A 22178-nucleotide genomic window follows, 5' to 3' on the forward strand; every position below is an offset into this window, starting at 1 on the left:
CCTGTTGATATAAAAAAAACCGCAAATGCGGTTTTTTTGTTTTATAGGACAACGTTTTAAAACTATGAACCAAGCATATGAATCAGCGTTGTTTTTAGTTTAAGTGGTTTAACCGGCTTGTTGACCAACATATAGTCAAGATCGCGTATCTCCTGATTTAACTCTTTACTGTAATTGGCGGTTATCATCAAAACGGGAAGGTTATGCGGTACTTCACTCGTGACTATTTTTGCCGCATTAAGTCCATTTTCGCCATTGTCTAAATGGTAGTCGGCAATCAAAATATCAACTGAATCATTATGGAAATTTACTTGCGACCTTAAATCATCTAAAGATAGCGCTGTGACAATATTACACCCCCAACCTGTTAGCAGGGTCTCCATTGCCTCACAAATAGCCGCATCATTATCTATAAGCCATACATCAGCATCCACTAAACGTTCAGTAATCATTGGTATTTGTGGGCCGGTCGCCACATTAGGAAGTATCTGTTGCGCTTTAGGTACCTCCACCGCAAATACAGAACCTTTTCCTTCAATTGAGGACACTCTAATTTTATGGCCTAGCACCCTCGATATTTTATCAACTATAGCAAGCCCTAAACCTAAGCCTTTCTCTTGCCCAGGTTGATCCTCCTGTAGTCGTTTAAACTCTTGGAAGATCTCAACCAGCTTTTCTTTCGGGATACCAGAGCCTGTGTCCCATACCTCTATCCATAACGTCTCAGCCGTATGTCGGCACCCTAATAATAAGCGCCCTTGTTTAGTGTAACGAATAGCATTAGTCAGGAAATTACGCAGTATACGTGCCAGCAATTGAGAATCTGAACGAATAACCGCATCACTATGAACACATTTAAAACCTAAGCCTTCAGCCCCTGCTAACTGTGAAAACTCCGCGGCTAAAGTATCAAAAAGCCCTTGTATACTAAAATTAACAACATCAGCTTTAACTACACCCGCATCGAGCTTAGATATATCAACTAATGTCCGTAATAAGGATTCCACATCATCTAATGAATTGGATACCGATTGGACGAGATTATAGTTTCTTGGATCTTTAATCTGCTCCGATAATGCACCAGAAAATAAACGGGCGGCATTTAATGGCTGTAAAAGGTCATGACTAACAGCCGCAAGGAACTTTGTTTTAGATAGATTCGCTTGGTCAGCTTCCTTTTTAGCTTCTCTGAGCCGTGCTTCGACCCCCGCTCTTTCTGTAATCTCGGAACGCAGCTGATTGTTAAGCGCTGTAAGCGCCGAGGTTCTCTCTTCAACACGCTGCTCTAGCAGCTGATGGGACAGTTCTAAAGCTTCAGCTGAGCGCCTACGTTCGGTAATATCGCGAATCATAACAAAGAAGCCATCCGGCTGACCGTCCTTATCAATATTCGCCACATAAGATTTGAGCATATAGCGTTGCTCGCCCCTAGCGTTTGTCTGCCAAACCTCAAAAGTTACACTTTCACCTGATAAAGCCCTCTCAACATAAGGCTCTACCTCTGCATACTGATCATCAGTATAAACCTCATGAATGCTTTCTCCATTGAGCATACCGTGAGGTTTACCAAACCATTCGTTATAAACTTTGTTGGTAAATAGATAATGTAAATTCTTATCTAGGTAAGCGATCAAGGCTGGAACGTTATCTGTAATTAGGCGTATCCATTGCTCACTTTGTCGCAAAGATTCTGCATAACGATGGCGCTCGGTAATATCTGTGTAGGTATTAACAAATCCTCCCTGAGGCATAGGGTGGGTTCGCACTTCAATAACTTGACCTAACCGCCCCGTTTGTTCAGAGGCTAAAACTTCACCCTGCTGTGCAGCCGTGAGTGCATGTTGAAGGATGGCATGATTATCCAACATAAGTGCAGCAAATGGAGGATATGACTCAACCTGCTCGGCATCTACACCCATTAGATCAAGAAAGCGATCATTCCATAGCTCAACCCTTCCCTCAGGCGTTACTAATACAACCCCTTGAGAAAGGTTATCAACTGTACGCTGCAGTAGTTTAGTTTTTTGAGCTAGCGCTTGTTCTCTATCAGCGGTTTCTCGTTCTTTTATCGCTGTAATATCAGTATAGAGAATAACTAAACCACCATCTTGGGTTGGCCGTTCTGACATCTGCACCCAACGACCATCACTCAAACGATAAACTTTGCTGCCACTATTGGTTGCAGGGTACTCTTCATCAATTAAACCGCTCATTCTTGCGAGACGAGTAATATCTTGAATAGTCGTACCTGTTTTTACATCAAGGCCTGTTGATTCCCAAACATTGCTAAACTTGCTATTAAAGAGAACAATTTTCCTCTCTTGATCAAATAAAACAAAGGCATCAGAAATACTTTCGATTGCATCAACCACACGTTGGTTAGCTAAAGCGGCTTGATCGTTAGCTTCTTTTAGATCTCGATGGCTTGCCTTTAATTCAGATAAAACACTGTGTAGCGCATCGGTCCGTTCCCTAACTTGCTCAGCCAGTACAACGGAATGCTCAAATGCTGAGTAGGGATTCGCCCCTTGGCTACCACCAGCCTCTACTCGCTCAATAAGCACATTGTTGATTTTACGAAGCTTGCGATTCTCTTCTTCTAAACGCTGAATTTGAGATTCAAGGCTTTCATCACTCATTGCGATTTCTCCCTATCGCTACGGCAGTGAAAGTCTGATTTATGTGTAGCCCTTCCATCTGCTCTCCGTAGGTGTTGAAGCCAATAACATTGTGCTTTTTTAACAGTTCTGAAACTTCATCAGAATAACCCTTAATTTCACATTCCATACGCCTTAGAAAGCAATCACAACCAATAATCAATTGCGGCTTACCTATTTTTTCTTCAATGGAGTCCAGTGTTTGAATAAGATCTACAACAAGATCTTTGGCATCCATAATTGTTAGCACTATGCCGTTTTCTACTGCACAGTAAAATTTCAGGCTTAAATCATCATTAACTTGCTGTATAGAACGAACATAGTATTCATCACCCAACTTTACAGCGATTGGGTTTAATGCGAATACTTGATGATTTAACTCCTCAACGGATAAGCCTATAGCGTCTGCGTATACGGAGGCTGCAGGTTCCGCATTTAACTCATATACACACCGGGCATCTACATCAGCGGCGGTAACAACTAATTTAATATCTTTATGTTGCATATGGTGAGTACTAAACACTTCAAACTCATAAGCCGTGTTCACCATCATGATCACTGCTGCATCGGTGTGGAATTCACCATTGTAAAAAACATGGGTTTTATAGTGATGAATATCATCAGCAGCTGAACCACCAAAATTTGGGATACTACCTAAGGCTGAATTTAACGTAACAAGAACATTTTCTTCTTGAATGGATAGCCCATCTAAGAGCGTGAGTGCGAAGGTATTTCCTTTGATAGGTGCTACATCTGATTGCCTGCAACCTGCTATTAATTGGTCAACCAATGTTTGAGCATCGGTAAGGCTAAAATTATCTAAGCATTCTATCGATTGTGCATGAATAGAGAAATCAGTCGAACTAAAACCTATAGCGGTTATACACCCTTGGCCGTAACCTAAAGGTGTGATCTCCCCTGCTGTAGTGCACCCAGAGACATCAACACCGTGAAACACCTGATTAATAGATTGAGCTAACAAAGGAAGGTCATACTCAGCGGAGCAAAAAAATATAACCGTTTTCAGATCTATTCCTGAAAGCTGTTGCCCCAGATCTTCAGCTGCCTCTTTGGGGTCTGCACTAAATGATGCAGCAGTTATAAAAGCAGATCTGTTAGTCACAATGCTAATCCTCAGGAAGTAGTTTTTCTTTCCATTCTAGGACCTGCGACTCAATACCAATATACTACTTGAGTCCCCTTTTAATTAAATTTAAAAAAGAGCTAAGCATTTGATAATAGCGTCAAATGTTGTTGGTAATTAACATTATCAGGACAGGCCTTACCTACTGACATAAATGTGTCAAAAGCGCACGAAGTTTACTTGGTTTTACCGGCTTATTAATAACAGGCAATCCCATCTCCTTAAACATCTGACCCGATTCACTGCTTCTATCAGCAGTCAAAATAAGGGCCGGAATTAATGAAGAGTAGTTGTCCCTAATTAATGCTATTCCATCAGTACCCAGTAAACCATTATCTAGATGGTAGTCCGCAAGAATTACATCAGGCGTAAACTCTTCATCTTGACAAAGTATGAGGGCTTCTTCTGCGCTAGATGCTGTAACAATACTGCACCCCCATTGACTGAGTAACGCATCCATACTAACAAGAATATTCTCTTCGTTATCAATGACCAGAATAGATAGATCATTGAGCATATTGATTTGTGGGGAATGGAATGGCGTGAGCTCAGGACTATCCGGAAAGTACTCGACAAAAGGCACATCCACAGAAAAAATCGAACCTTTTCCTTCTATAGATCTAACAGATAAGTCATGTCCCAATATAGTGGCGATACGTTCCACAATAGCTAAACCAAGCCCAACCCCTTGCCTATCTTTAGCATTAGGTCTATCGAGTTGATTAAATTCTTTGAAAATAGCGCCTAGTTTGTTGTCAGGAATACCTATACCTGTATCGAGTACCTGAATGCGGATAACACCTTTCTTTCGCCGACAGCCGACAAGAACCTTACCTGCCGACGTATAGCGGATCGCATTACTAATCAGGTTGCGAATAATACGAAGCAGTAATCTTGAGTCTGATTTCACAACAACACTGCTTGGCTGTAATTTCAACTCTATCCCTTTATCTTCTGCTACCGGCTGAAATTCACTAACCATGGAATTAAGCAGATGATCTAATCTAAAGCAGCTAACATCCAATGTGACCGCATTTTGATCTAGCTTCGAAATATCGAGGAGATCTGTTAAAAGATCTTCGGCATTTTCTAATGCCATATGTACGCGCTCAACTAAATGAGCATCCTGTTGAGGCAAACTACGCTCACGTAATGCTGATATAAGTAACCTTGCGGCGTTCATTGGTTGAAGCAGGTCATGACTGGCTGCTGCTAAATATTTATCTTTACCTCGATTCGCCTCTTCTGCAGCCTCTTTAGCAATTTGAAGTTCTTTCTGTGCGCTCTCTCTATCACTAATCTCCTGCCAAAGCTTATTGTTCAGGGAAACAAGCTCTTGTGTTCGACTTGTAACGCGTAGCTCCAACTCTTCATTCAATTGCTTTAGCTGCTCCTCTGCCTTCTTTCTTTCCGTTATATCTTTAATAAAAGCTTCAATAGTGGGATGCTCACCTTGATTGTCTTTCAATAAAGCATTAATCGAAACGTGGATGCACTGACCATCCGCACGTAGAAAGATAGTCTCAAACCCAGAAACTTTACCAGACTGTACGAGGTTGTATCTGAAATCTTCATATGCATCTACGCAACAAAACAATAAGGATTCAAGATCGGTAACGGTATCACAGAATTCTTTAGATGATGTATAGCCACAAATATGGACTATAGCCGGATTGGCATTGAGTATTCCACCATCCAGCTGTGCTTGGAATATCCCATGCTGGGCATTCTCGAATAGCCATTTGTAACGGTTTTTCTCTTGTTCTAATTCATCAAGCTTATTAACGAGTTCAGAATAATAGTTTTTCCGGACGGAATGATTACCCAAACCCATCAAGTTAGTTAGGGTGTCATTAGCGGTGTTAGAGTGCTTCTTCATATACTGCAGCTACATCTCGCTTGTTAGACTTTCTAGGGTTGGTAAGTATACAAGGGTCAAGCAAGGCATGATCAGAAAGCATGGGGATATCGCTAATATGCACTCCAGTTTCTGCCATCTTTTGTGTGAGACCAACATTTTTTTTCAACGTAATAACAGTATTCATCAGACGAGCCTGAACCTGTTGTGTATTCAATCCTCGGGTATCAATTCCCAATGTTTCAGCGACGACCTTAAAGCGCTCATGTGCTTCTTTATAATTAAAGTCAATAACATGTTCTAACAGCATGGCATTACATAAACCGTGCGGAAGATCCAGATACCCACCCAAGCTATGGGACATAGCATGTACAGCACCCAAAATAGCGTTAGAAAATGCCAACCCGGCTTTCATCGACCCAAGCATAATTTGCTCTCGGGTTTTAATGTCAAAAGGATTGGCAACTAGGGTTACAATATTTTCATTAATAAGCCGCATGGCATCAAGTGCATGCATATCCGTTAGCGGCCCTGATCCTGTAGAAACAAACGCTTCAATTGCGTGCACAAGCGCATCAATACCGGTGCAAGCACTTAAGAATGGATCCATTGTTATGGTTGTTTCAGGATCAATAAGTGACACATCAGGCACAACCGCTTTACTGACAATGGATATTTTAATCTTTTCAATAGGATCTGAAATAATAGCGAATTGGGATACGTCTGCGGATGTGCCCGCCGTCGTAGGAATAAAGATCAAGGGAGGTATCGGCAAGTGAATTGTATCGATCCCTTCGTAATCTAGGATATGCTTACCGTTAGCACTTACAATGCCAATCCCTTTTGCACAATCCATAGGGCTTCCGCCACCAATAGCCACAATGACATTGCATTGAGCTTCTTGATACACCTGCGCTCCACTCATCACTTCATTGACACGAGGATTAGGCGATACATCCGTAAAGGTTGCATATTCGATATCTGCTTCAGATAAGAGATTACAGATCTCATCTAACCACCCAGCGGCAACAACGCCTGGGTCAGACACCACTAATACTTTTCGCGCCCCGAATGTTCGCGCATAATTTGCAACAGATTTACGCGCACCCACGCCAAAAATAATTTCAGGGGAAATGAACTTTCTAAGATTAGAGATATCACTACTCATCATGACTACCATACCCTAGCCGTCAAAAACGGCTAGGTCTGCATTATTGTTATGACCGCATTTAAAGCTATGTTAGATTACAACAAAAAAATTTTAGAAGAATAAGCACTTAATTTTATTATTAGTTTTTGGGTGCGCTTTAACCTTTTACTCATACTGATCAATAGTCATTATTAAGTCATATTTTGACGTTACTATAAGCCTGCACCCAAATGATGCAGGCGCACAATAAATACAACCTTTAGTACTAATCAGGTCTATAACCCCTTCGCCCCAATACTGCGCATCTTCAGAATCATACCCGAAATCACTAAAGGTACAAGCACACTAAGGTTTACCTATACCTGTGCTTCTGTCCGATACAAGTTAAACATCAAGTTCATGATAATCGCTGCAACGTTTAACAAAAAATAAATCCGTATTTTCGGGGGCGACATGAAAAATAATAAAGCTAAACTGTTAGCAGTAGCAGTAGCAATGGGAATCAGCACTCAGGCCAGTGCTGCAATTGAACTGTATAACCAGGATGGCACTACTTTCTCTGCAGATGGTCATTTTAACGCATTCTACGTTCAGACTGATTCTGATACAGCTGGAGACGAGTCTCGTGTTCGCATGGGTTTCCTACCAAACTGGATCGGCTTCAATGTAAGCAAACAGATTGATGACTTAAAAGTGGGCGGTCGTTCTTCTTTCTGGGTTAGCATTAACGATGGTTCATCTAACGTAACTGATACAGCTGTTGATATTCGTCAATTCTACGGCACTGTTGACGGCGACTTCGGTCAGGTTCTTTTCGGTAAAGATTTTGGTCTATATGCTCGTAGCAACATTTTCTCTGATGAACTATTGCTTGGTACCGGTCTACCACAGATCAATTCTGGCGGCGTAACATTTGGTAACATCTCCGTAGGTTACCCATTTGCTACACCTAAAGCTCAAATCAGTTACCGCACACCAGTCAGCAATGGCTTCCAGCTTGCAGTTGGTGTACTAGATAGCTCGGAAGACTCCACTACTAGCGCTAGCGCGGCTTCTGACTCAGCTCGTTTCGAAGGCGAGTTAACTTACGCGACTGATTTCGATGGCGGCAAGTTTAATGCTTGGGTTGGCGCAGCTAGCGGTGAATCTACTAATGATGGTGGCAGCGTAGAAGGTATTGCTTACGGTGCTCGTATTGCCATGTCCGGGTTCCAATTTACAGTTTCTGGTTTTGATCAGGAAGGTATTAGCTCTATTTTGGCTGACAGCACAGTTGCAAGCAATGTTGAATCTGATGGTTACCTTGTTCAAGCATCTTATGGCGCTAACGGTCACCGTATTGTACTTTCTCACGGCGAGACAGATACTAATGCCGCAAGCGAGAATGAAATGGACTCTATTGCATACTTCTACGATGTTAACAGCAGCCTAAAACTGATTGCTGAATACGATATCGCTGACAACACTGCTGGTAACGAAACTAAGCAGTTCGCAATTGGTGCTGCTCTAAGCTGGTAAGCCCTGCTTAAAAGTTAGAACCATTGGCCGCCGCTCTGTCCCCCCTTCTCCAGAGCCGCGGCCTTCTTTATTTTTAATACCAGCAAACCTTCGCCGACAAGCCGAACCAATCCTCCCGCTTATTACACAGACACCTACACGAAACCCTTCGCATTAACCTCGCCAACCATTAACGCTTAAGCTCATGTGCTACAAAGCCTCGACATACTCAACACAGCCGTATCAGCTCAGATTACAGATATATACTATAAAAATACTTCGCTAGATAAATCGAACACGCAAAAGATAAACCATCTAAGGCAAAGTAAAATTAGGCGGGGTGATCTCAGGCAAAAAAAAGCCTGCTAAAAAGCAGGCGAAGTACGACGGTTAGAGCTTTAGATAGAAAACTCAGAAACCAGAGAGTGGATGCAAAGAGCTAGGTAAGCTCTTTAGTGGGTCTATTATCAGGCTTAATGGCAATAATTTATGCTCTGCAACAGAACGATTTTATCTAATACTTTAGTTTCCATCCGTAAGATACGACTTGTTGTTCTATACAACGACATAGACAAAATCAGGGGAAGCGAAAACAAAAAACGGATGTTTGAGACTAATAATAGAGAGAAGTGTTACTGAGTTTAGGGCAGGTACTTTCTATAAAAACGAAGCTCCTCCGCCAGCACATGCACTACATTCTCTTTCTGACGAAAGCCATGCCCCTCATCACTAAAGTAATGAGCTTCAACATCAACGCCTTTACCCTTCAGCTCAGCGACCATAGCGCGAGTCTGCTCAGGGAGTACAACTTTATCTTTTTCGCCCTGAAAAAAGATAACAGGGGATCCTATATCGGCAGCATGATAAATAGGCGACAAGGATCTGTATCGCTCAGCATCAACTATAGGATCGCCAATCAACCAGCCAAGGTAATGAGACTCAAATTTATGGGTGCAATCATTCAGCACCGCCGGATCAGTAACACCATAGAGGCTTGCTCCAGCAGTGAACAGGTCAAGCTGACATAAGGCATTTAGCGCACTATATCCTCCCGAGCTATTCCCTCGAATAAACACAGCACTAGGATCTGCAACACCTTCATTAATCAAAGAGGTAACCGCTAAGCTAATATCATTAACTTCAATGTCACCCCAAGCATGCTCAAGCGCTAATCTATAGCTTCGGCCATAATTACTACTACCTCTATAATTGAGGTCAAGCACCGAGAACCCTCGTTGCGTCCAATACTGAATTTTTAAATTCAATACTGGATAGCTAGCCGCTGTAGGCCCCCCATGCAGAAAAACAACAAGCGGCGCACTCTCTTCACTTTCAGTATAACGGTGGTTTTTTGCTGAGTATAAATACCCATAGCAACGATCCTTTCCTGAACCAAACACACGCGCTTTTGGCTCAGAACAGTCCGTTTTATCTAAAGGAGCGCCTCCTCCAGTTAAACGCCTAAATTGAAGTGACTCATTGACCTCAATGACTGCATCTAAACGATCTAGAGAGCTAGCTATTGCATATAATTTCCCATTTGAGACCTGCAATGAGTGAAAATAACTCATCGTGTCTTTTTTAACACGACAACCCTGATGGTAAAGCTCACTTCCTTCATGTGCGATTAATAGGTGCGATATGCCGGAATCTGTACAGGCATAATGTCTTAAACCAGACTGCCATGGTGCAGAGATCATATCCTGAGGAGAGGACAGATGCGGCTCTAAAGCGCCATTAAGAGCGTCATAACGATAGATATTCCACCACCCATCACGATCACTAACCACATATAACTGCCCATCAGGACAGTAAAGCGGCTGCGATAGAGCTTCCTCGCGCACCTGCCCTGCCATTACGCTGACAGTAAGGTCTTCAAGTTGAAGAGAAACCAGCTCCGTGGATATCCAAGGTTGAAATGGATGATTCCATGCAATAAATGCTAACTCGTTTTTCTGTGGATTAAGTGCAGGGTAGCTATAAAAACTATAGCCTTCATGAAGCAACCTTACTTTGCCTGTAGTCAAAGAGATCGCAACTAAGCGATTGATAACATTGTCAGAGTTATGCTGCTCTTCTACCGCTATAACTTGACGATTATGCTGGTCCCACACAGGCTCTATAAAGCGAGAATTAATTTCTGCTGTGATCTGCTGGCAAGAAGACAATGAATCCGATAAGTTTTTTTGCAGGTAAAGTTGCTGATCATGCTCATTGGTGAAAATAATCCCGTCATCAACAAAGCACCAGCTTTGCCCACCATACTCATGTACTTTGCTACGAACACTATATTGTGTAGGCGTAATATCAACGATCACCCCCTCTTTTTCATAACATAAAACACAGCGAGAGCGATCGTCAGGCCTAAGCTCTACCCAATAAGGCACTCCCTCAAATGAACATCGCAGCTGGCTATATTCAACATTAGCACTAACAACTCGTTGCTCATTTAGCTCTGTAGACCAGAAACCCGAGCGTGTTTTTGCATTTAACTTAGGAACCGAACCTACTTTCAACATTAACCCTTAGCAAATACTTTAGAGTTACGCTCATTTCGGAAGGTAAACTCATCAGGATTATTAACCACCGCTTCCGCACGTTCCCGCGCTTCTTCGATCAGGTGATGATGCTCTGACTTGGCACAGACCGGATCCGCGTTGTACATATCCCCTGTCAGCATAAAGGCCTGACAGTGACAACCACCAAAGTCTTTATCTTTCTCATCACAGCTACGACACGGCTCTTTCATCCAGGCATTACCACGGAAGTGATTAAACCCAGGACTCGTATCCCAGATCTCCTGTAAGCTCATCTCGGTAACATTCGGGAACTCGATCGGCAACATTCGTGCACTATGACACGGGAGCGCTTTACCATCCGGCGTAACCGTCAGGAACACTTGCCCCCAACCATTCATGCAGCCTTTAGGCCGTTCTTCGTAGTAATCAGGTGTCACGAAGATCAGCTTGATCGGATTACCTTCAGCCGCTAGTTTGGCACGGTACTCATTGGTAATACGTTCAGCACGCTCAAGTTGCGCACGGGTTGGGAGTAGCTGTTCTACGTTTTCATAAGCCCAGCCGTAGTATTGGCAGGTGGCTAACTCAACATAGTCGGCATCAAGCTCCACACACAGTTCTATAATACGGTCGATGCGATCAATATTATGACGATGGGTGACGAAGTTGAGCACCATAGGATAACCTTGGGCTTTAACCTCTTTAGCCATTTTCAGCTTTTGTTCAAAGGCTTTTTTAGAGCCCGACAGCATACTATTAACCGATTCGTCACTGGCCTGAAAGCTGACTTGGATATGATCTAAGCCAGCCTGCTGAAACTCAGCCATTTTATGCTCATTCAGCCCGACCCCTGAGGTGATTAGGTTGGTGTAGTACCCCATCTCATGGGCGCCACCAATCAGTTCAATCAGGTCTTTACGAACAAGAGGCTCACCGCCTGAAAAACCCAACTGAACCGCCCCCAGATCTCGCCCTTGTTGGAAAACATCCAACCATTGCTGGGTGGTAAGTTCGCCACCAAAGTCAGAAAAATCAAGCGGGTTGGAGCAGTATGGGCATTGCAGTGGGCATTTGTAGGTCAGCTCTGCGAGCAGCCAAAGTGGCTGCCCGTGAGATTTGTCATCGCTAATTATCGGCGGTGTCGGTTGTGCGTTACAAGGTGATCCAGTGTTGGCCATGTGCTTCTCCTAGAAACTCGATAATATCGCCACTCAGATCACCCGAGTCAGGGAACTTGGCTTCCAGCTCTGATGTAATGGCGGCGACGGAACGCTCGCCATCCACTAAGCCTAGAATCTCGCCCGCGGGACCGTTGAGTTGAATCATTCCTTCAGGGTAAAGCAACACAAAACAGTTTTGTGCTTTTTCCCATTGAAAGCGAAACATCTTATTTAACACCGGCACTGAGGCCGCTGTTATCTCAATATCACTCATTAACCTATCACTCATTAAATAACCCTTTGTGATAAACCCGTTGATCCGTCACTGTATGGTACGGTGGACGTTTCAGCTCATAGGCCATGGTCATCGCATCTAGCATGCTCCAAAGGACATCCAGCTTAAACTGCAGAATCTCAAGCATACGGTATTGTTGCTCACGGGTGGTGTAGTGATCAAGGGTAATACCTAATCCATGTTCCACATCACGACGGGCTTCCGACAGACGGTTTTTAAAGTACTGATAACCATCATCTTTAATCCAAGGATAGTGCTGTGGCCACGTATCTAAACGGTTTTGGTGAATCGTTGGCGCAAACATCTCCGTGAGCGAGGAGCTAGCGGCTTCTTGCCACGAAGCACGACGGGCAAAGTTGATGTAAGCATCCACTGCAAAACGCACACCCGGTAATACATGCTCACAGGAGAGTATCTCTTCTCGATTCAGGCCTACGGCCTCACCAAGACACAACCAGGCTTCGATCCCACCCACTGCGCCGTTGTAGCCATCATGATCCAACACACGTTGCACCCAATGTCTGCGCACATCACGATCAGGGCAGTTAGCCATAATCGCGGCATCTTTTACGGGAATGCTAATTTGGTAATAGAAACGGTTAGCCACCCAACCTCGAATCTGTTCGGGGGTGCATTTACCGTCATACATGGCGATATGATAAGGGTGTTGCGTATGATAAAAATCGCCTTTCGCACGTAGCGCCGCTTCAAACTCATCGCGGCTCATCGGCTGTTTATCGCTTGCTTTGCTTGTCATAATTTCTATGGCCTCTACACATCACTGGTAGGCTTAAAGCTCTATGGACATTCCGTCGTAAGAGATCTCTATACCATGGGAAAGAACTTCTGCATGCTCGGCAGAGTCTTCATCCAGTATCGGGTTGGTGTTGTTTATATGAATCAGTACTTTGCGCGGTTTTTCCAACGTATCTAAGTACTCGATCATGCCACCCTTCCCTGACTGCGGTAGATGCCCCATTGCTACGCCCAGCTTGTCACCGACACCGGTAACGATAAGCTCGTCTTCCTGCCAAATCGTGCCATCAACAAGCAACACATCGGCGGATTCCATATACGCGCGTAGATGGGGTTCAATCTGACCTAAGCCAGGTGCATAGAACAATTTTTTACCGGTGCGGGTATCTTCGATTTGTATACCGATATTATCACCCGGATGCGGATCATCACGGTGAGGCGAGTACGGCGGCGCACTGCTCAACAACGGAACCGCGGTCAACGTTAACTCTGGCACTTGAGGAACAACAAACTCATTCGCCTCATCGCCATCATTAATTGGAATGCGGTTAATATTATTCCCCCCATTCCAATGTTTAAGCATATTAAAAACAGGGAAACCTGAGGTCAGGTCCTGCTCAACCATCTCAGTGCACCAGATATTGTGGGGACACCCTTCACGCAGCATCAATAAGCCGGTGGTGTGGTCGATCTGACTATCCATATAAACGATCGCAGCAATCCCAGTATCGCGGATTGCACGATTCGGTTGCATAGGGCCAAAGTTGGCAAGTTGTTCACGGATGTCGGGCGAGGTATTAAAGAGAATCCAGTTCTCGCCATCAACACTGACAGTAATGGAGGATTGTGTTCGGGTTTTTGCATTGATAGTGCCGGCACGCACGCCTGCACAGTTACGACAGTTACAGTTCCACTGAGGAAAACCGCCGCCAGCGGCTGAGCCTAATACTTGTACTTTCATTATTTTTCTTCTTTATGACTGTCATATTCCTGTGTTTAACAAGATGCAACGTAACAGGAAAGTGAGCGGATAGCATTTAAGAGATCGCGAACGCGATTAGGGTCCTTCCAAGATAAATTACCCCGACAAAGGCCGGGGTAATTATAGAATCAAAAATAGAATTTTCTATTAACGATTTGCGAAGTACATAGTTACTTCAAAACCGATACGAAGGTCTGTGTAAGCTGGCTTAGTCCACATAATGCTTATCCTCTGTTTTTGTTATTTAAAAGGTGTATACCATAAACATAATAAGAAGGCTGACCTATATCATATATGATACTTTGGAATTAAAAAACACCTCATTTCGTTTGAATGAGAGTCCTGCCATCCGTTCTATTAGTTCACTATAGCGCTGAACATGAATTATATCAATATGCTAAAGTTTGCAACAATAATCAGCGGCATTGACCGCCCCGTTAAATTCAACAACAAGGTCTATTAATAATGCCTACTATTCTTATTACTGGCTGCTCTTCAGGTATAGGTTATTATTGTGCCAAGGCGTTGCAAGCCGATGGCTATCAAGTCTTTGCCACTGCCCGCCAGCAGGTCGATGTGGATCGCCTATTAAGAGAAGGCTTTCAAAGCATAAAACTAGACCTCCAAGATAGCGAATCTATTAGCTACGCCTTAGATTGGGTTCTTCAGCAAACTAACCAACTCGATGCCCTCTTCAATAATGGGGCCTATGGTCAGCCAGGTGCAGTAGAAGACTTATCACGCGACACATTACGCCAACAGTTCGAGACCAACCTATTCGGCACGCATGAACTTACCTGCAAAGCTATCAAACAGATGAGAAAACAAGGGCATGGACGAATCATTCAAAACAGCTCGGTTTTAGGTCTTATTACCATGAAATATCGCGGTGCGTATAACGCCTCTAAATTTGCACTAGAGGGATTAACAGATACGTTGAGGCAGGAGCTTTCTGATACCAATATAAAAGTGAGCCTAATTGAACCGGGCCCTATAGAGAGCAGTTTTAGAAAAAATGCCCATATTGCTTTCAATAACAATATTGATGTAGAAACAAGCGCACATAAAGATATATATACGGCAGTACAAAGACGATTAGCGAAAGAAAAGTCTACCCAGAAAAAAGATGCTTTTACCTTAGGCCCTGACGCCGTTTATCTGGCGTTAAAGCATGCTTTAGAAAGCAATCGACCAAAATCCCGCTATTACGTTACTTTTCCTACTAAGTTATTCGCCATACTGCGGAGAGCTCTTTCTACAAGATGCTTAGACTGGGTGCTTAACAAAATATCTAATAGCGAGAATAAATAAAAAAGGCGATCCGAAGATCGCCTGCACAGAGCTAAGGGTAATACACTGTTAAAACTTTACGAAGTTATTAAACCATTTTCAGACATAACGTCTTCAATGACCGATAAACTAACAGGATCATCGATAGTAGAAGGGACAGTGTAATCTTGACCATCTGCTATCTGTCGCATCAATTTACGTAAGATTTTTCCTGAGCGCGTTTTTGGCAAGCGATCAACAATAACTGCGCGCTTAAAACAAGCAACAGCACCGATCTCTTTACGCACTAATGCAACAAGTTCTGATTCGAGTTGCTGACCATCAATATCAACGCCATTCTTCAGCAAAACAAACCCTATAGGCTGCTGCCCTTTCAATGGATCATTAATACCAATAACAGCACATTCAGCTACAGCAGGATGATCTGCAACAATCTCTTCCATTTCACCTGTAGATAAACGATGACCCGCTACGTTAATAACATCATCGGTACGCCCCATAATGAAAACATAGCCATCTTCATCTTTATAACCGCCATCGCCGGAACAGTAGTAGCCTGGGTAGTCAGTCAAATAACCCGTACGGAAACGCTCATAATCACCCCACACTGTTGGTAAACAGCTAGGAGGTAGCGGTAATTTCAAAGCTATTGCGCCTTGCTCACCCGCTGGAAGCTCATTCCCATCAGGATCAAGAATCTGAACATTGAAACCAGAGATAGGCACAGTCGCAGATCCTGCTTTTGGTGGAAGCGTTTCAATACCGGTCATATTGCCACAGATCGCCCAACCTGTTTCGGTCTGCCACCAGTGATCAATAACAGGCTTGCCTGTTACTTCCATAGTCCAATGATAAGTTGGTGGATCTAAACGCTCGCCAGCCATAAAGACTGTGTGGAGATTAGATAGATCGTAATTTGCGATTAGCTTACCTTCAGGGTCTTCCTTCTTAATCGCACGGAAAGCTGTTGGCGCAGAAAAGAGCACTTTAACTTTATACTCTTCACAAACACGCCAAAACGCACCTGCATCAGGTGTCCGTACCGGCTTACCTTCATAAACAATTGTCGTACAACCAGCCAAGAGAGGGCCGTAAACAATATAAGAGTGACCTACAACCCAACCTACATCGGAAGCAGCCCAGAAAACATCACCCGCTTCAACGTTATAAATTGATTTCATAGAATATTTCATGGCAACCGCATGGCCACCGTTATCACGTACAACACCTTTAGGCTTACCTGTAGTACCTGATGTATACAAAATATAAAGTGGGTCGGTACCTTTAACTGGCACACAATCCGCTGGCTCTGCATTTGCTACTGCTTCTTTCCAATCGATATCTCGACCTTCAATCATTGTAGCTTTAGCTTCTGGGCGCTGTAATATCACACAGGCAGAAGGCTTGTAGGCAGACTTTTCAATCGCCTCATCCAGCATGGGCTTATATTCAATAACTTTTGAAATCTCAATGCCACATGAAGCAGAAACAATCACTTTCGGCTCAGCATCATCAATTCGTACCGCTAATTCATGGGGGGCAAAACCACCAAAGACGACAGAGTGAATAGCACCCAAGCGAGCAACAGCAAGCATCGCTACCAAGGCTTCAGGCACCATTGGCATATAAATAACAACACGATCGCCTTTCTCTACACCTTGAGCTTTAAGCACGCCAGCAAACTTAGCGACTTCATCACGCAGTTCTAAAAATGAAATTTTACGCTTCTGCCCAGACACCGGTGAATCATAAATAATCGCCGTATTATCGGCACGACCATTCTCAACATGGTAATCAAGAGCAAGATATGCGGTGTTAAGCTCGCCATCGGCAAACCAGCGATCTATTCCATTCTCATCCTTGGAAAGAATTTTCTCTGGTTGCTTATACCATGCTAGATCCTGAGCTTTTTCACCCCAGAACGCTTCGGGTGTATTTATAGATTTTGAATATTCTGCCTGATAGGACATGTGCTAAGGCCCTTTATAATAAAGTTAACGATCGGTTGTTTTTAGCAAGCTTATAATTATTGTAGACACTTACTTTGATTTATACGCACACTTTATCTGACTTTATTGTAGATTAATCTACTACAAAAGGTTTATTTGCTACTGCAGCAAGGAGTAATTATAAACTGCTAATGGTTATCAAAGCCCCATTTCACAGGAGCAGAAATACAGATTGTCGACAATATACGAAAACCACTACTATACGAAAGAATGATAAAACGATTAACTTTCGCGGCCGCAAACAAAAAAGCGCCACTCTAAGGAGCAGCGCTTTAAAAAATAGATCAATATATCTGAAGTTTATTCAGGATAGATTCTAGGCTCTATTTTCAGCTTCACATCAAACTGATTTTTAACCGAAAGGGAAATATCTTCAGCTAGTTTAAGCAGATCGGTAGCAAGCCCTTGCCCATAGTTTACTAACACTAAGGCCTGCTTGTCGTATACACCAACCTCGCCCACTCGACAGCCTTTCCAGCCAGCTCGATCAATTAACCATCCTGCAGCTAACTTAAAATGACCGGCTTTATCGGGATAAGCAACAATATCTGGAAACTGAGCTTTTAAGCGCTGATACGTCGATTCAGTGACAATCGGATTTTCAAAAAAGCTGCCAGCATTGCCTAATTCAGTTGGGAGTGGCAGTTTGCCCATGCGGATATCACATACCGCTTGATAAACTTGATAGGCACTAGGCTCAACAATGCCTAAAGCATCTAAATGATCTGAAATCCCTTTGTATCCAATCTTAGGGGTGAAAACCGTGCTTAAAGAAAAGCGAACGGTCCAAATAATATACCGACCTTTAGCGTCTGATTTAAAAAGACTATCCCTATAGCCAAATTGGCATTCATCTTTGCCTAACTGCACCAGCTCTTTGTTAATTCGATCGTACGCCGTCAAGCTATGAAAACAATCAGCGATCTCGACACCATACGCACCTATATTCTGCACGGGAGCCGCACCAACACTCCCTGGAATCAAGGCTAAGTTTTCAAGACCGTGCAGTCCTTTTTGCAATAATTGGGTAATAAATCCATGCCAGTTCTCACCGGCGCCTACTTCAATAATGGCTGTATGTTCATTATCAGCAAGAATATTTAAACCTTGTGTTGCAACAGAAAGAACCGCGCCAGGAATCTTTTCCCTCAAAACCAAATTACTTCCACCCCCTAAAATAAGAAGTGGCCAGCCATTTTTTTCAACAGAGTCTAATACCGATTCTAAATCTTCAATTTGATCCACTTCTGCAAAATGATCCGCTATAGCAGGAAAACCAAAGCTATTTTTATGGGTCAGATCAATATCTTTTTGCCACTGCACTCTCATAGCTCCTTTTGAATATGCTGTAACAAACCAGCCGATGCAGATTCAACAAGGTCGAGTACATGCTCAAAGCCACCCTCACCGCCATAATAAGGGTCAGGCACTTCATCTACAGGCAGCGCAGTAAAGTCCAGAAACAAGCCCACATAAGCCTTGGCGCTTTCAGGACATATAGACTTCAGATTAGAGAGGTTTTCATTATCCATCGCCAGCACATAATCAAACTCTTCAAAATCAGCACTTATCACCTGACGTGCACGCAGAGATGACAAATCGTAACCACGCTGCTTTGCTGCCGCGATGGATCTGGAGTCCGGCGGATTACCTATGTGATATGCAGCAGTACCTGCTGAATCTACATAAATTTTATTATGAAGTCTCTGCGTGCTAACCAACTTCTTAAACACGCCATCCGCTGTAGGTGAGCGACAAATATTACCAAGACAAACAAATAGAACCTTCTTCATCTATTACAGGCCTTGCTCAAGTAAACGTCTAAGACGCTCCAGATCTTCAGGAGTATCAACACCTGCCGGTGGTTGCTCATCTGCTTCAGCGACATGTATTCGTGCGCCGTTCCACATAGCCCTTAACTGCTCAAGGCATTCAGTTTCTTCGACCGCTGCGGGTGACCATTTAACAAAGTCATTCAGCAGCTTAACGCGATAAGCATAAATACCTATATGACGTTGCCATGGAAAATTGAGCGGCATAGATGATCTTGATGGATCGTCAGCAAACTCATTACGTGGCCAAGGGATTGGAGCTCGACTGAAATAGAGAGCTATACCTCTTATGTCAGACACCACTTTGACCACATTAGGATTAAGTAAACTTTCAATATCAGTAATAGGTTCACTCAAGGTCGCAATACTTGCCTCAGGCTCTGCTTTTAAGTTGTGTGCAACCTGATTGATAATTCGAGCTGGGACAAGAGGCTCATCACCCTGAACATTCACAACAATATCATCCGCGTAAAACCCTAAATCAGATACTACTTGTTGTAAGCGGTCAGTTCCTGAGGGGTGATCTGCTGATGTCATACAGACTTCAGCACCAAACCCACGTGCCACATCAGCAATCTGTTGATTATCTGTAGCAATGAGTACTCGACTGGCTTCACTTTCACAGGCTCGTTCATAAACATGTTGAACCATTGGTTTACCTTGCAGATCAGCAAGGGGTTTACCGGGAAAGCGCGTTGACGCAAAGCGCGCAGGTATGATGACAGCAAAACTCATGTAATTACCTTACTTACTTTCACGTTCTTCTAAAGTTAACTCTCGCGCTTCTGTTTCAAGCAATACAGGAATATCATCACGGACCGGATATGCCAAACCACTCGCTTTTGAAATAAGCTCTTTTGTTTCTTCATTGTATTCCAAAGGCGTTTTCGCGACAGGGCATACCAAAATATCTAACAATTTTTTATCCATTACGTTTATTACCCTTCTTATTCGCAATATGTTTAAGTTGCTCGATTAATACTGACATAAAACTATCTGGTAGCTGAGCTGAAACCTCAAGATACCATGCATTCTTTAAATTTAGTGTGGATACCTTCACAGCATCCTTTTCCGTCATAACGGTTACACCATCAGCGAAATTAAAATCACTCTCGCTAAATGAATAATGATCTGGTTTTGGGTAGCCTAAGACCTCTGCACCCACTATTGATTTTAACGTATTAAAAAAACGCTGAGGATGACCAATGCCCGCCACCGCATTAATTTTTTTATATGGAAACTCATTGAACGGATAAGAACGACTCGACGCACTATTCCAGCCACATGGATGAAAAAAGCAAGGCATCAACTGCATATCATACGCAACAACCCCTTTAGGTAAAGCTGCACACTCTCCGCCATTGCTAACCACATAATTTACGCTCTTTAAGCGTAAAGGCTCTTCACGCAACGGACCGGCAGGCAAGCAATGACCATTGCCTAACCCCCTCTCACTATCAACTACAGCAATCTCAATATCTCGCGCCAAGCGATAATGTTGCAAACCATCATCGCTAATGATCAGATCACAGTCATAATGAGAGAGCAGATACTCCGCTGCAGATCGCCTATCAGCATCAATAACAACCGGACACTGACAACGGCGCTGCAGCATATAAGGCTCATCGCCTGACTCATCTGAAGAGACGGCAAGAGAAACATCAAATGGATATTGAGGCGCTTTACTTTTATAGCCCCGACTAATAATGCCAGGCTTATAACCTTGCGCCTTTAACTGGTCCACTAAATAAACGGTTAAAGGGGTTTTCCCTGTCCCACCCACGCTAATATTGCCGACAACAATAACAGGCACTGGAGCGTCCCATTGAGAGATCAGATCTCGCTTTTTTTTATGACCTGCTAGACACTTGAACAAAGCCTCTAAAGGTCTTAAAAAAATAGGCGCCGGTGCTAAACTATTATACCAGCGCGTTTCAAGCCAACTCATTCGCTGCCCGGATCCCTAGTCGTAATACTTAGCTTACTAAAACCAAGTTGCCCAGAAACATCCATAGCAGTAACAACTGATTGATGTGGTGTCTTTGCATCAGCTGTAATCACAAGAGGCATATCTCGTTTCTCACCTGACAGCTCTTTTAATGCCCGTCGTAACGTTGTTGCTTGAGTATTGACTAGAGGCTTACCATTAACACTGTAATTTCCCTCATCCGTGATTAATATCTCTAAGATTTGCTCTTCTACAACACTTTTATCTCCCGATGCCTGTGGAAGATCCACTTCTAAATGAGTTTCTTTTGTAAACGTTGTTGAAACCATAAAGAAGATCAGTAGCAGAAAAACCACATCAATCAGTGGAGTCAGGTTTACATTAACCTCTTCCCGTTTTTGTCTAGGAAATCTCACACTATTATCCCTTACTCAACATCAATATCACGTTCACCGTGCATGACTTCTATGAGCTTTACGGTTTCCTGCTCCATCGTAATAACTAAGGAATCAATTCTTCGCTGAAAGTAACGATGGAATATTAAAGCTGGAATTGCGATCGTTAAGCCAGCCGCCGTAGTAATCAAGGCTTCGGAGATGCCGCCGGCAAGAACATTGGCATTACCAGTGCCTTGAATCATTATTTCGGTAAACACCTTAATCATACCGATAACCGTACCTAGCAGCCCCAAAAGCGGAGTAATTGCCGCAACAGTACCTAAGGGATTAAGAAAACGTTCAAGATCATGGACAACCTGCCCTGCCGCCTCTTGAATACTTTCTTTCATTATCTCACGACCATGAGAAGCATTATTCAGCCCGGCAACGAGAATCACACCTAGAGGACTACTATTCTTAATATCTCTTAACCGCTCAGCAGTGATATTACGTTGTTTGATTAACGCCCATACCTCAGCCAACAGTCCGGCTGGGGCAACTTTACTGGGACGCAATGTCCACAGGCGCTCTAAACAGATAGCTAAGGCAATAATAGAACATGCTACGATTGGTATCATCAACCAACCACCTGATTTTAAAATTTCAAACACAGTAATTTCTCCTTTAACTGCGCCGTACTCTAC

20 protein-coding genes are annotated in these 22178 nt (G+C 43.3%); 2 read left to right on the forward strand and 18 right to left on the reverse strand.

The features are described 5' to 3' along the window. Positions 1 to 62: 62 nt before the first annotated feature. From ACOQOE_RS10455 to ercA, 4 genes are all read right to left on the reverse strand, one after another. The gene (locus tag ACOQOE_RS10455; RefSeq protein ID WP_420553942.1) at positions 63 to 2639 is read right to left on the reverse strand and encodes a NahK/ErcS family hybrid sensor histidine kinase/response regulator; all 2577 of its coding nucleotides are present in this window, start codon (positions 2637 to 2639) and stop codon (positions 63 to 65) included. Next, positions 2632 to 3780, reverse strand: a complete 1149-nt coding sequence (nosP, locus tag ACOQOE_RS10460) for a nitric oxide-sensing protein NosP (RefSeq protein ID WP_067864580.1) — start codon at positions 3778 to 3780, stop codon at positions 2632 to 2634. Before nosP ends, ACOQOE_RS10455 begins: the two co-directional genes overlap by 8 nt. A 163-nt stretch (positions 3781 to 3943) precedes the next feature. After that, a complete protein-coding gene (locus ACOQOE_RS10465) occupies positions 3944 to 5680 on the reverse strand; it encodes a PAS domain-containing hybrid sensor histidine kinase/response regulator (protein WP_420553943.1) in 1737 nt (578 codons plus the stop codon). Next, a complete protein-coding gene (gene ercA, locus ACOQOE_RS10470; protein ID WP_231867949.1) occupies positions 5664 to 6830 on the reverse strand; it encodes an alcohol dehydrogenase-like regulatory protein ErcA in 1167 nt (388 codons plus the stop codon). The genes ACOQOE_RS10465 and ercA overlap by 17 nt, the downstream gene beginning before the upstream one ends. A 432-nt stretch (positions 6831 to 7262) precedes the next feature. Here ercA and ACOQOE_RS10475 point away from each other — a divergent pair, with 432 nt between their 5' ends. Next, positions 7263 to 8327 carry a porin gene (locus tag ACOQOE_RS10475; RefSeq protein WP_420553944.1) on the forward strand — a complete coding sequence of 355 codons (1065 nt, stop codon included), beginning with the start codon at positions 7263 to 7265 and terminating at the stop codon, positions 8325 to 8327. A 620-nt stretch (positions 8328 to 8947) separates the two neighbouring features. Here the strand turns inward: ACOQOE_RS10475 and ACOQOE_RS10480 are convergent. The 6 genes from ACOQOE_RS10480 to pqqA form a co-directional block, all read right to left on the reverse strand. Further along, the gene (locus ACOQOE_RS10480; protein ID WP_420553945.1) at positions 8948 to 10825 is read right to left on the reverse strand and encodes a prolyl oligopeptidase family serine peptidase; all 1878 of its coding nucleotides are present in this window, start codon (positions 10823 to 10825) and stop codon (positions 8948 to 8950) included. Further along, positions 10825 to 12003, reverse strand: a complete 1179-nt coding sequence (gene pqqE / locus ACOQOE_RS10485) for a pyrroloquinoline quinone biosynthesis protein PqqE (RefSeq protein WP_067869979.1) — start codon at positions 12001 to 12003, stop codon at positions 10825 to 10827. Before pqqE ends, ACOQOE_RS10480 begins: the two co-directional genes overlap by 1 nt. Then, the gene (gene pqqD, locus ACOQOE_RS10490; protein ID WP_231868004.1) at positions 11978 to 12274 is read right to left on the reverse strand and encodes a pyrroloquinoline quinone biosynthesis peptide chaperone PqqD; all 297 of its coding nucleotides are present in this window, start codon (positions 12272 to 12274) and stop codon (positions 11978 to 11980) included. The genes pqqE and pqqD overlap by 26 nt, the downstream gene beginning before the upstream one ends. Beyond that, the gene (gene pqqC, locus ACOQOE_RS10495; RefSeq protein ID WP_420553946.1) at positions 12267 to 13037 is read right to left on the reverse strand and encodes a pyrroloquinoline-quinone synthase PqqC; all 771 of its coding nucleotides are present in this window, start codon (positions 13035 to 13037) and stop codon (positions 12267 to 12269) included. The genes pqqD and pqqC overlap by 8 nt, the downstream gene beginning before the upstream one ends. 33 nt (positions 13038 to 13070) lie before the next feature. Then, complete coding sequence (gene pqqB / locus ACOQOE_RS10500; protein WP_067869985.1) at positions 13071 to 13997, reverse strand: pyrroloquinoline quinone biosynthesis protein PqqB; 927 nt, start codon at positions 13995 to 13997, stop codon at positions 13071 to 13073. A 168-nt stretch (positions 13998 to 14165) separates the two neighbouring features. After that, the gene (gene pqqA, locus ACOQOE_RS10505) at positions 14166 to 14237 is read right to left on the reverse strand and encodes a pyrroloquinoline quinone precursor peptide PqqA (RefSeq protein WP_003243383.1); all 72 of its coding nucleotides are present in this window, start codon (positions 14235 to 14237) and stop codon (positions 14166 to 14168) included. Positions 14238 to 14483: 246 nt separating this feature from the next. Between pqqA and ACOQOE_RS10510 the strand changes: the two genes are divergently transcribed. After that, positions 14484 to 15329, forward strand: a complete 846-nt coding sequence (locus ACOQOE_RS10510) for an SDR family oxidoreductase (protein WP_067867453.1) — start codon at positions 14484 to 14486, stop codon at positions 15327 to 15329. A gap of 56 nt (positions 15330 to 15385) precedes the next feature. On the opposite strand, the gene ACOQOE_RS10515 is transcribed toward ACOQOE_RS10510, so the two are convergent. From ACOQOE_RS10515 to ACOQOE_RS10550, 8 genes are all read right to left on the reverse strand, one after another. After that, positions 15386 to 17278 carry a propionyl-CoA synthetase gene (locus tag ACOQOE_RS10515; protein WP_420553947.1) on the reverse strand — a complete coding sequence of 631 codons (1893 nt, stop codon included), beginning with the start codon at positions 17276 to 17278 and terminating at the stop codon, positions 15386 to 15388. A 339-nt stretch (positions 17279 to 17617) separates the two neighbouring features. Continuing rightward, positions 17618 to 18640, reverse strand: a complete 1023-nt coding sequence (murB, locus tag ACOQOE_RS10520) for a UDP-N-acetylmuramate dehydrogenase (RefSeq protein WP_231867975.1) — start codon at positions 18638 to 18640, stop codon at positions 17618 to 17620. Positions 18641 to 18642: 2 nt separating this feature from the next. Beyond that, positions 18643 to 19110, reverse strand: coding sequence for a low molecular weight protein-tyrosine-phosphatase (locus ACOQOE_RS10525; protein WP_067867445.1), 468 nt, complete (start codon positions 19108 to 19110; stop codon positions 18643 to 18645). A gap of 3 nt (positions 19111 to 19113) precedes the next feature. Further along, positions 19114 to 19884, reverse strand: coding sequence for a 3-deoxy-manno-octulosonate cytidylyltransferase (gene kdsB, locus ACOQOE_RS10530; protein WP_067867442.1), 771 nt, complete (start codon positions 19882 to 19884; stop codon positions 19114 to 19116). Positions 19885 to 19893: 9 nt separating this feature from the next. Then, entirely contained in the window at positions 19894 to 20079 is a 186-nt protein-coding gene (locus ACOQOE_RS10535) for a Trm112 family protein (protein WP_067867440.1), read from the reverse strand. Further along, a complete protein-coding gene (gene lpxK, locus ACOQOE_RS10540) occupies positions 20072 to 21097 on the reverse strand; it encodes a tetraacyldisaccharide 4'-kinase (RefSeq protein ID WP_067867437.1) in 1026 nt (341 codons plus the stop codon). The genes ACOQOE_RS10535 and lpxK overlap by 8 nt, the downstream gene beginning before the upstream one ends. After that, positions 21094 to 21513: an ExbD/TolR family protein gene (locus ACOQOE_RS10545; protein ID WP_420553948.1), complete on the reverse strand. Its 420-nt coding sequence runs from the start codon at positions 21511 to 21513 to the stop codon at positions 21094 to 21096. The genes lpxK and ACOQOE_RS10545 overlap by 4 nt, the downstream gene beginning before the upstream one ends. An 11-nt stretch (positions 21514 to 21524) precedes the next feature. Beyond that, entirely contained in the window at positions 21525 to 22145 is a 621-nt protein-coding gene (locus ACOQOE_RS10550; RefSeq protein ID WP_067867431.1) for a MotA/TolQ/ExbB proton channel family protein, read from the reverse strand. Between the last annotated feature and the right edge of the window lie 33 nt (positions 22146 to 22178).

This window comes from Neptuniibacter marinus (assembly GCF_965223595.1).
Taxonomy (GTDB): Bacteria; Pseudomonadota; Gammaproteobacteria; order Pseudomonadales; family Balneatricaceae; genus Neptuniibacter; species Neptuniibacter marinus.

Excerpts from the sequence above, each read along its gene's own strand:
- ACOQOE_RS10455 (WP_420553942.1), bottom strand. The coding sequence starts at position 2,639 with ATGAGTGATGAAAGCCTTGAATCTCAAATTCAGCGTTTAGAAGAAGAG.
- ACOQOE_RS10465 (WP_420553943.1), bottom strand. The coding sequence starts at position 5,680 with ATGAAGAAGCACTCTAACACCGCTAATGACACCCTAACTAACTTGATG.
- ercA (WP_231867949.1), bottom strand. The coding sequence starts at position 6,830 with ATGATGAGTAGTGATATCTCTAATCTTAGAAAGTTCATTTCCCCTGAA.
- ACOQOE_RS10475 (WP_420553944.1), top strand. The coding sequence starts at position 7,263 with ATGAAAAATAATAAAGCTAAACTGTTAGCAGTAGCAGTAGCAATGGGA.
- ACOQOE_RS10480 (WP_420553945.1), bottom strand. The coding sequence starts at position 10,825 with ATGTTGAAAGTAGGTTCGGTTCCTAAGTTAAATGCAAAAACACGCTCG.
- pqqE (WP_067869979.1), bottom strand. The coding sequence starts at position 12,003 with ATGGCCAACACTGGATCACCTTGTAACGCACAACCGACACCGCCGATA.
- pqqD (WP_231868004.1), bottom strand. The coding sequence starts at position 12,274 with ATGAGTGATAGGTTAATGAGTGATATTGAGATAACAGCGGCCTCAGTG.
- pqqC (WP_420553946.1), bottom strand. The coding sequence starts at position 13,037 with ATGACAAGCAAAGCAAGCGATAAACAGCCGATGAGCCGCGATGAGTTT.
- pqqB (WP_067869985.1), bottom strand. The coding sequence starts at position 13,997 with ATGAAAGTACAAGTATTAGGCTCAGCCGCTGGCGGCGGTTTTCCTCAG.
- ACOQOE_RS10510 (WP_067867453.1), top strand. The coding sequence starts at position 14,484 with ATGCCTACTATTCTTATTACTGGCTGCTCTTCAGGTATAGGTTATTAT.
- ACOQOE_RS10515 (WP_420553947.1), bottom strand. The coding sequence starts at position 17,278 with ATGTCCTATCAGGCAGAATATTCAAAATCTATAAATACACCCGAAGCG.
- ACOQOE_RS10525 (WP_067867445.1), bottom strand. The coding sequence starts at position 19,110 with ATGAAGAAGGTTCTATTTGTTTGTCTTGGTAATATTTGTCGCTCACCT.
- kdsB (WP_067867442.1), bottom strand. The coding sequence starts at position 19,884 with ATGAGTTTTGCTGTCATCATACCTGCGCGCTTTGCGTCAACGCGCTTT.
- ACOQOE_RS10535 (WP_067867440.1), bottom strand. The coding sequence starts at position 20,079 with ATGGATAAAAAATTGTTAGATATTTTGGTATGCCCTGTCGCGAAAACG.
- lpxK (WP_067867437.1), bottom strand. The coding sequence starts at position 21,097 with ATGAGTTGGCTTGAAACGCGCTGGTATAATAGTTTAGCACCGGCGCCT.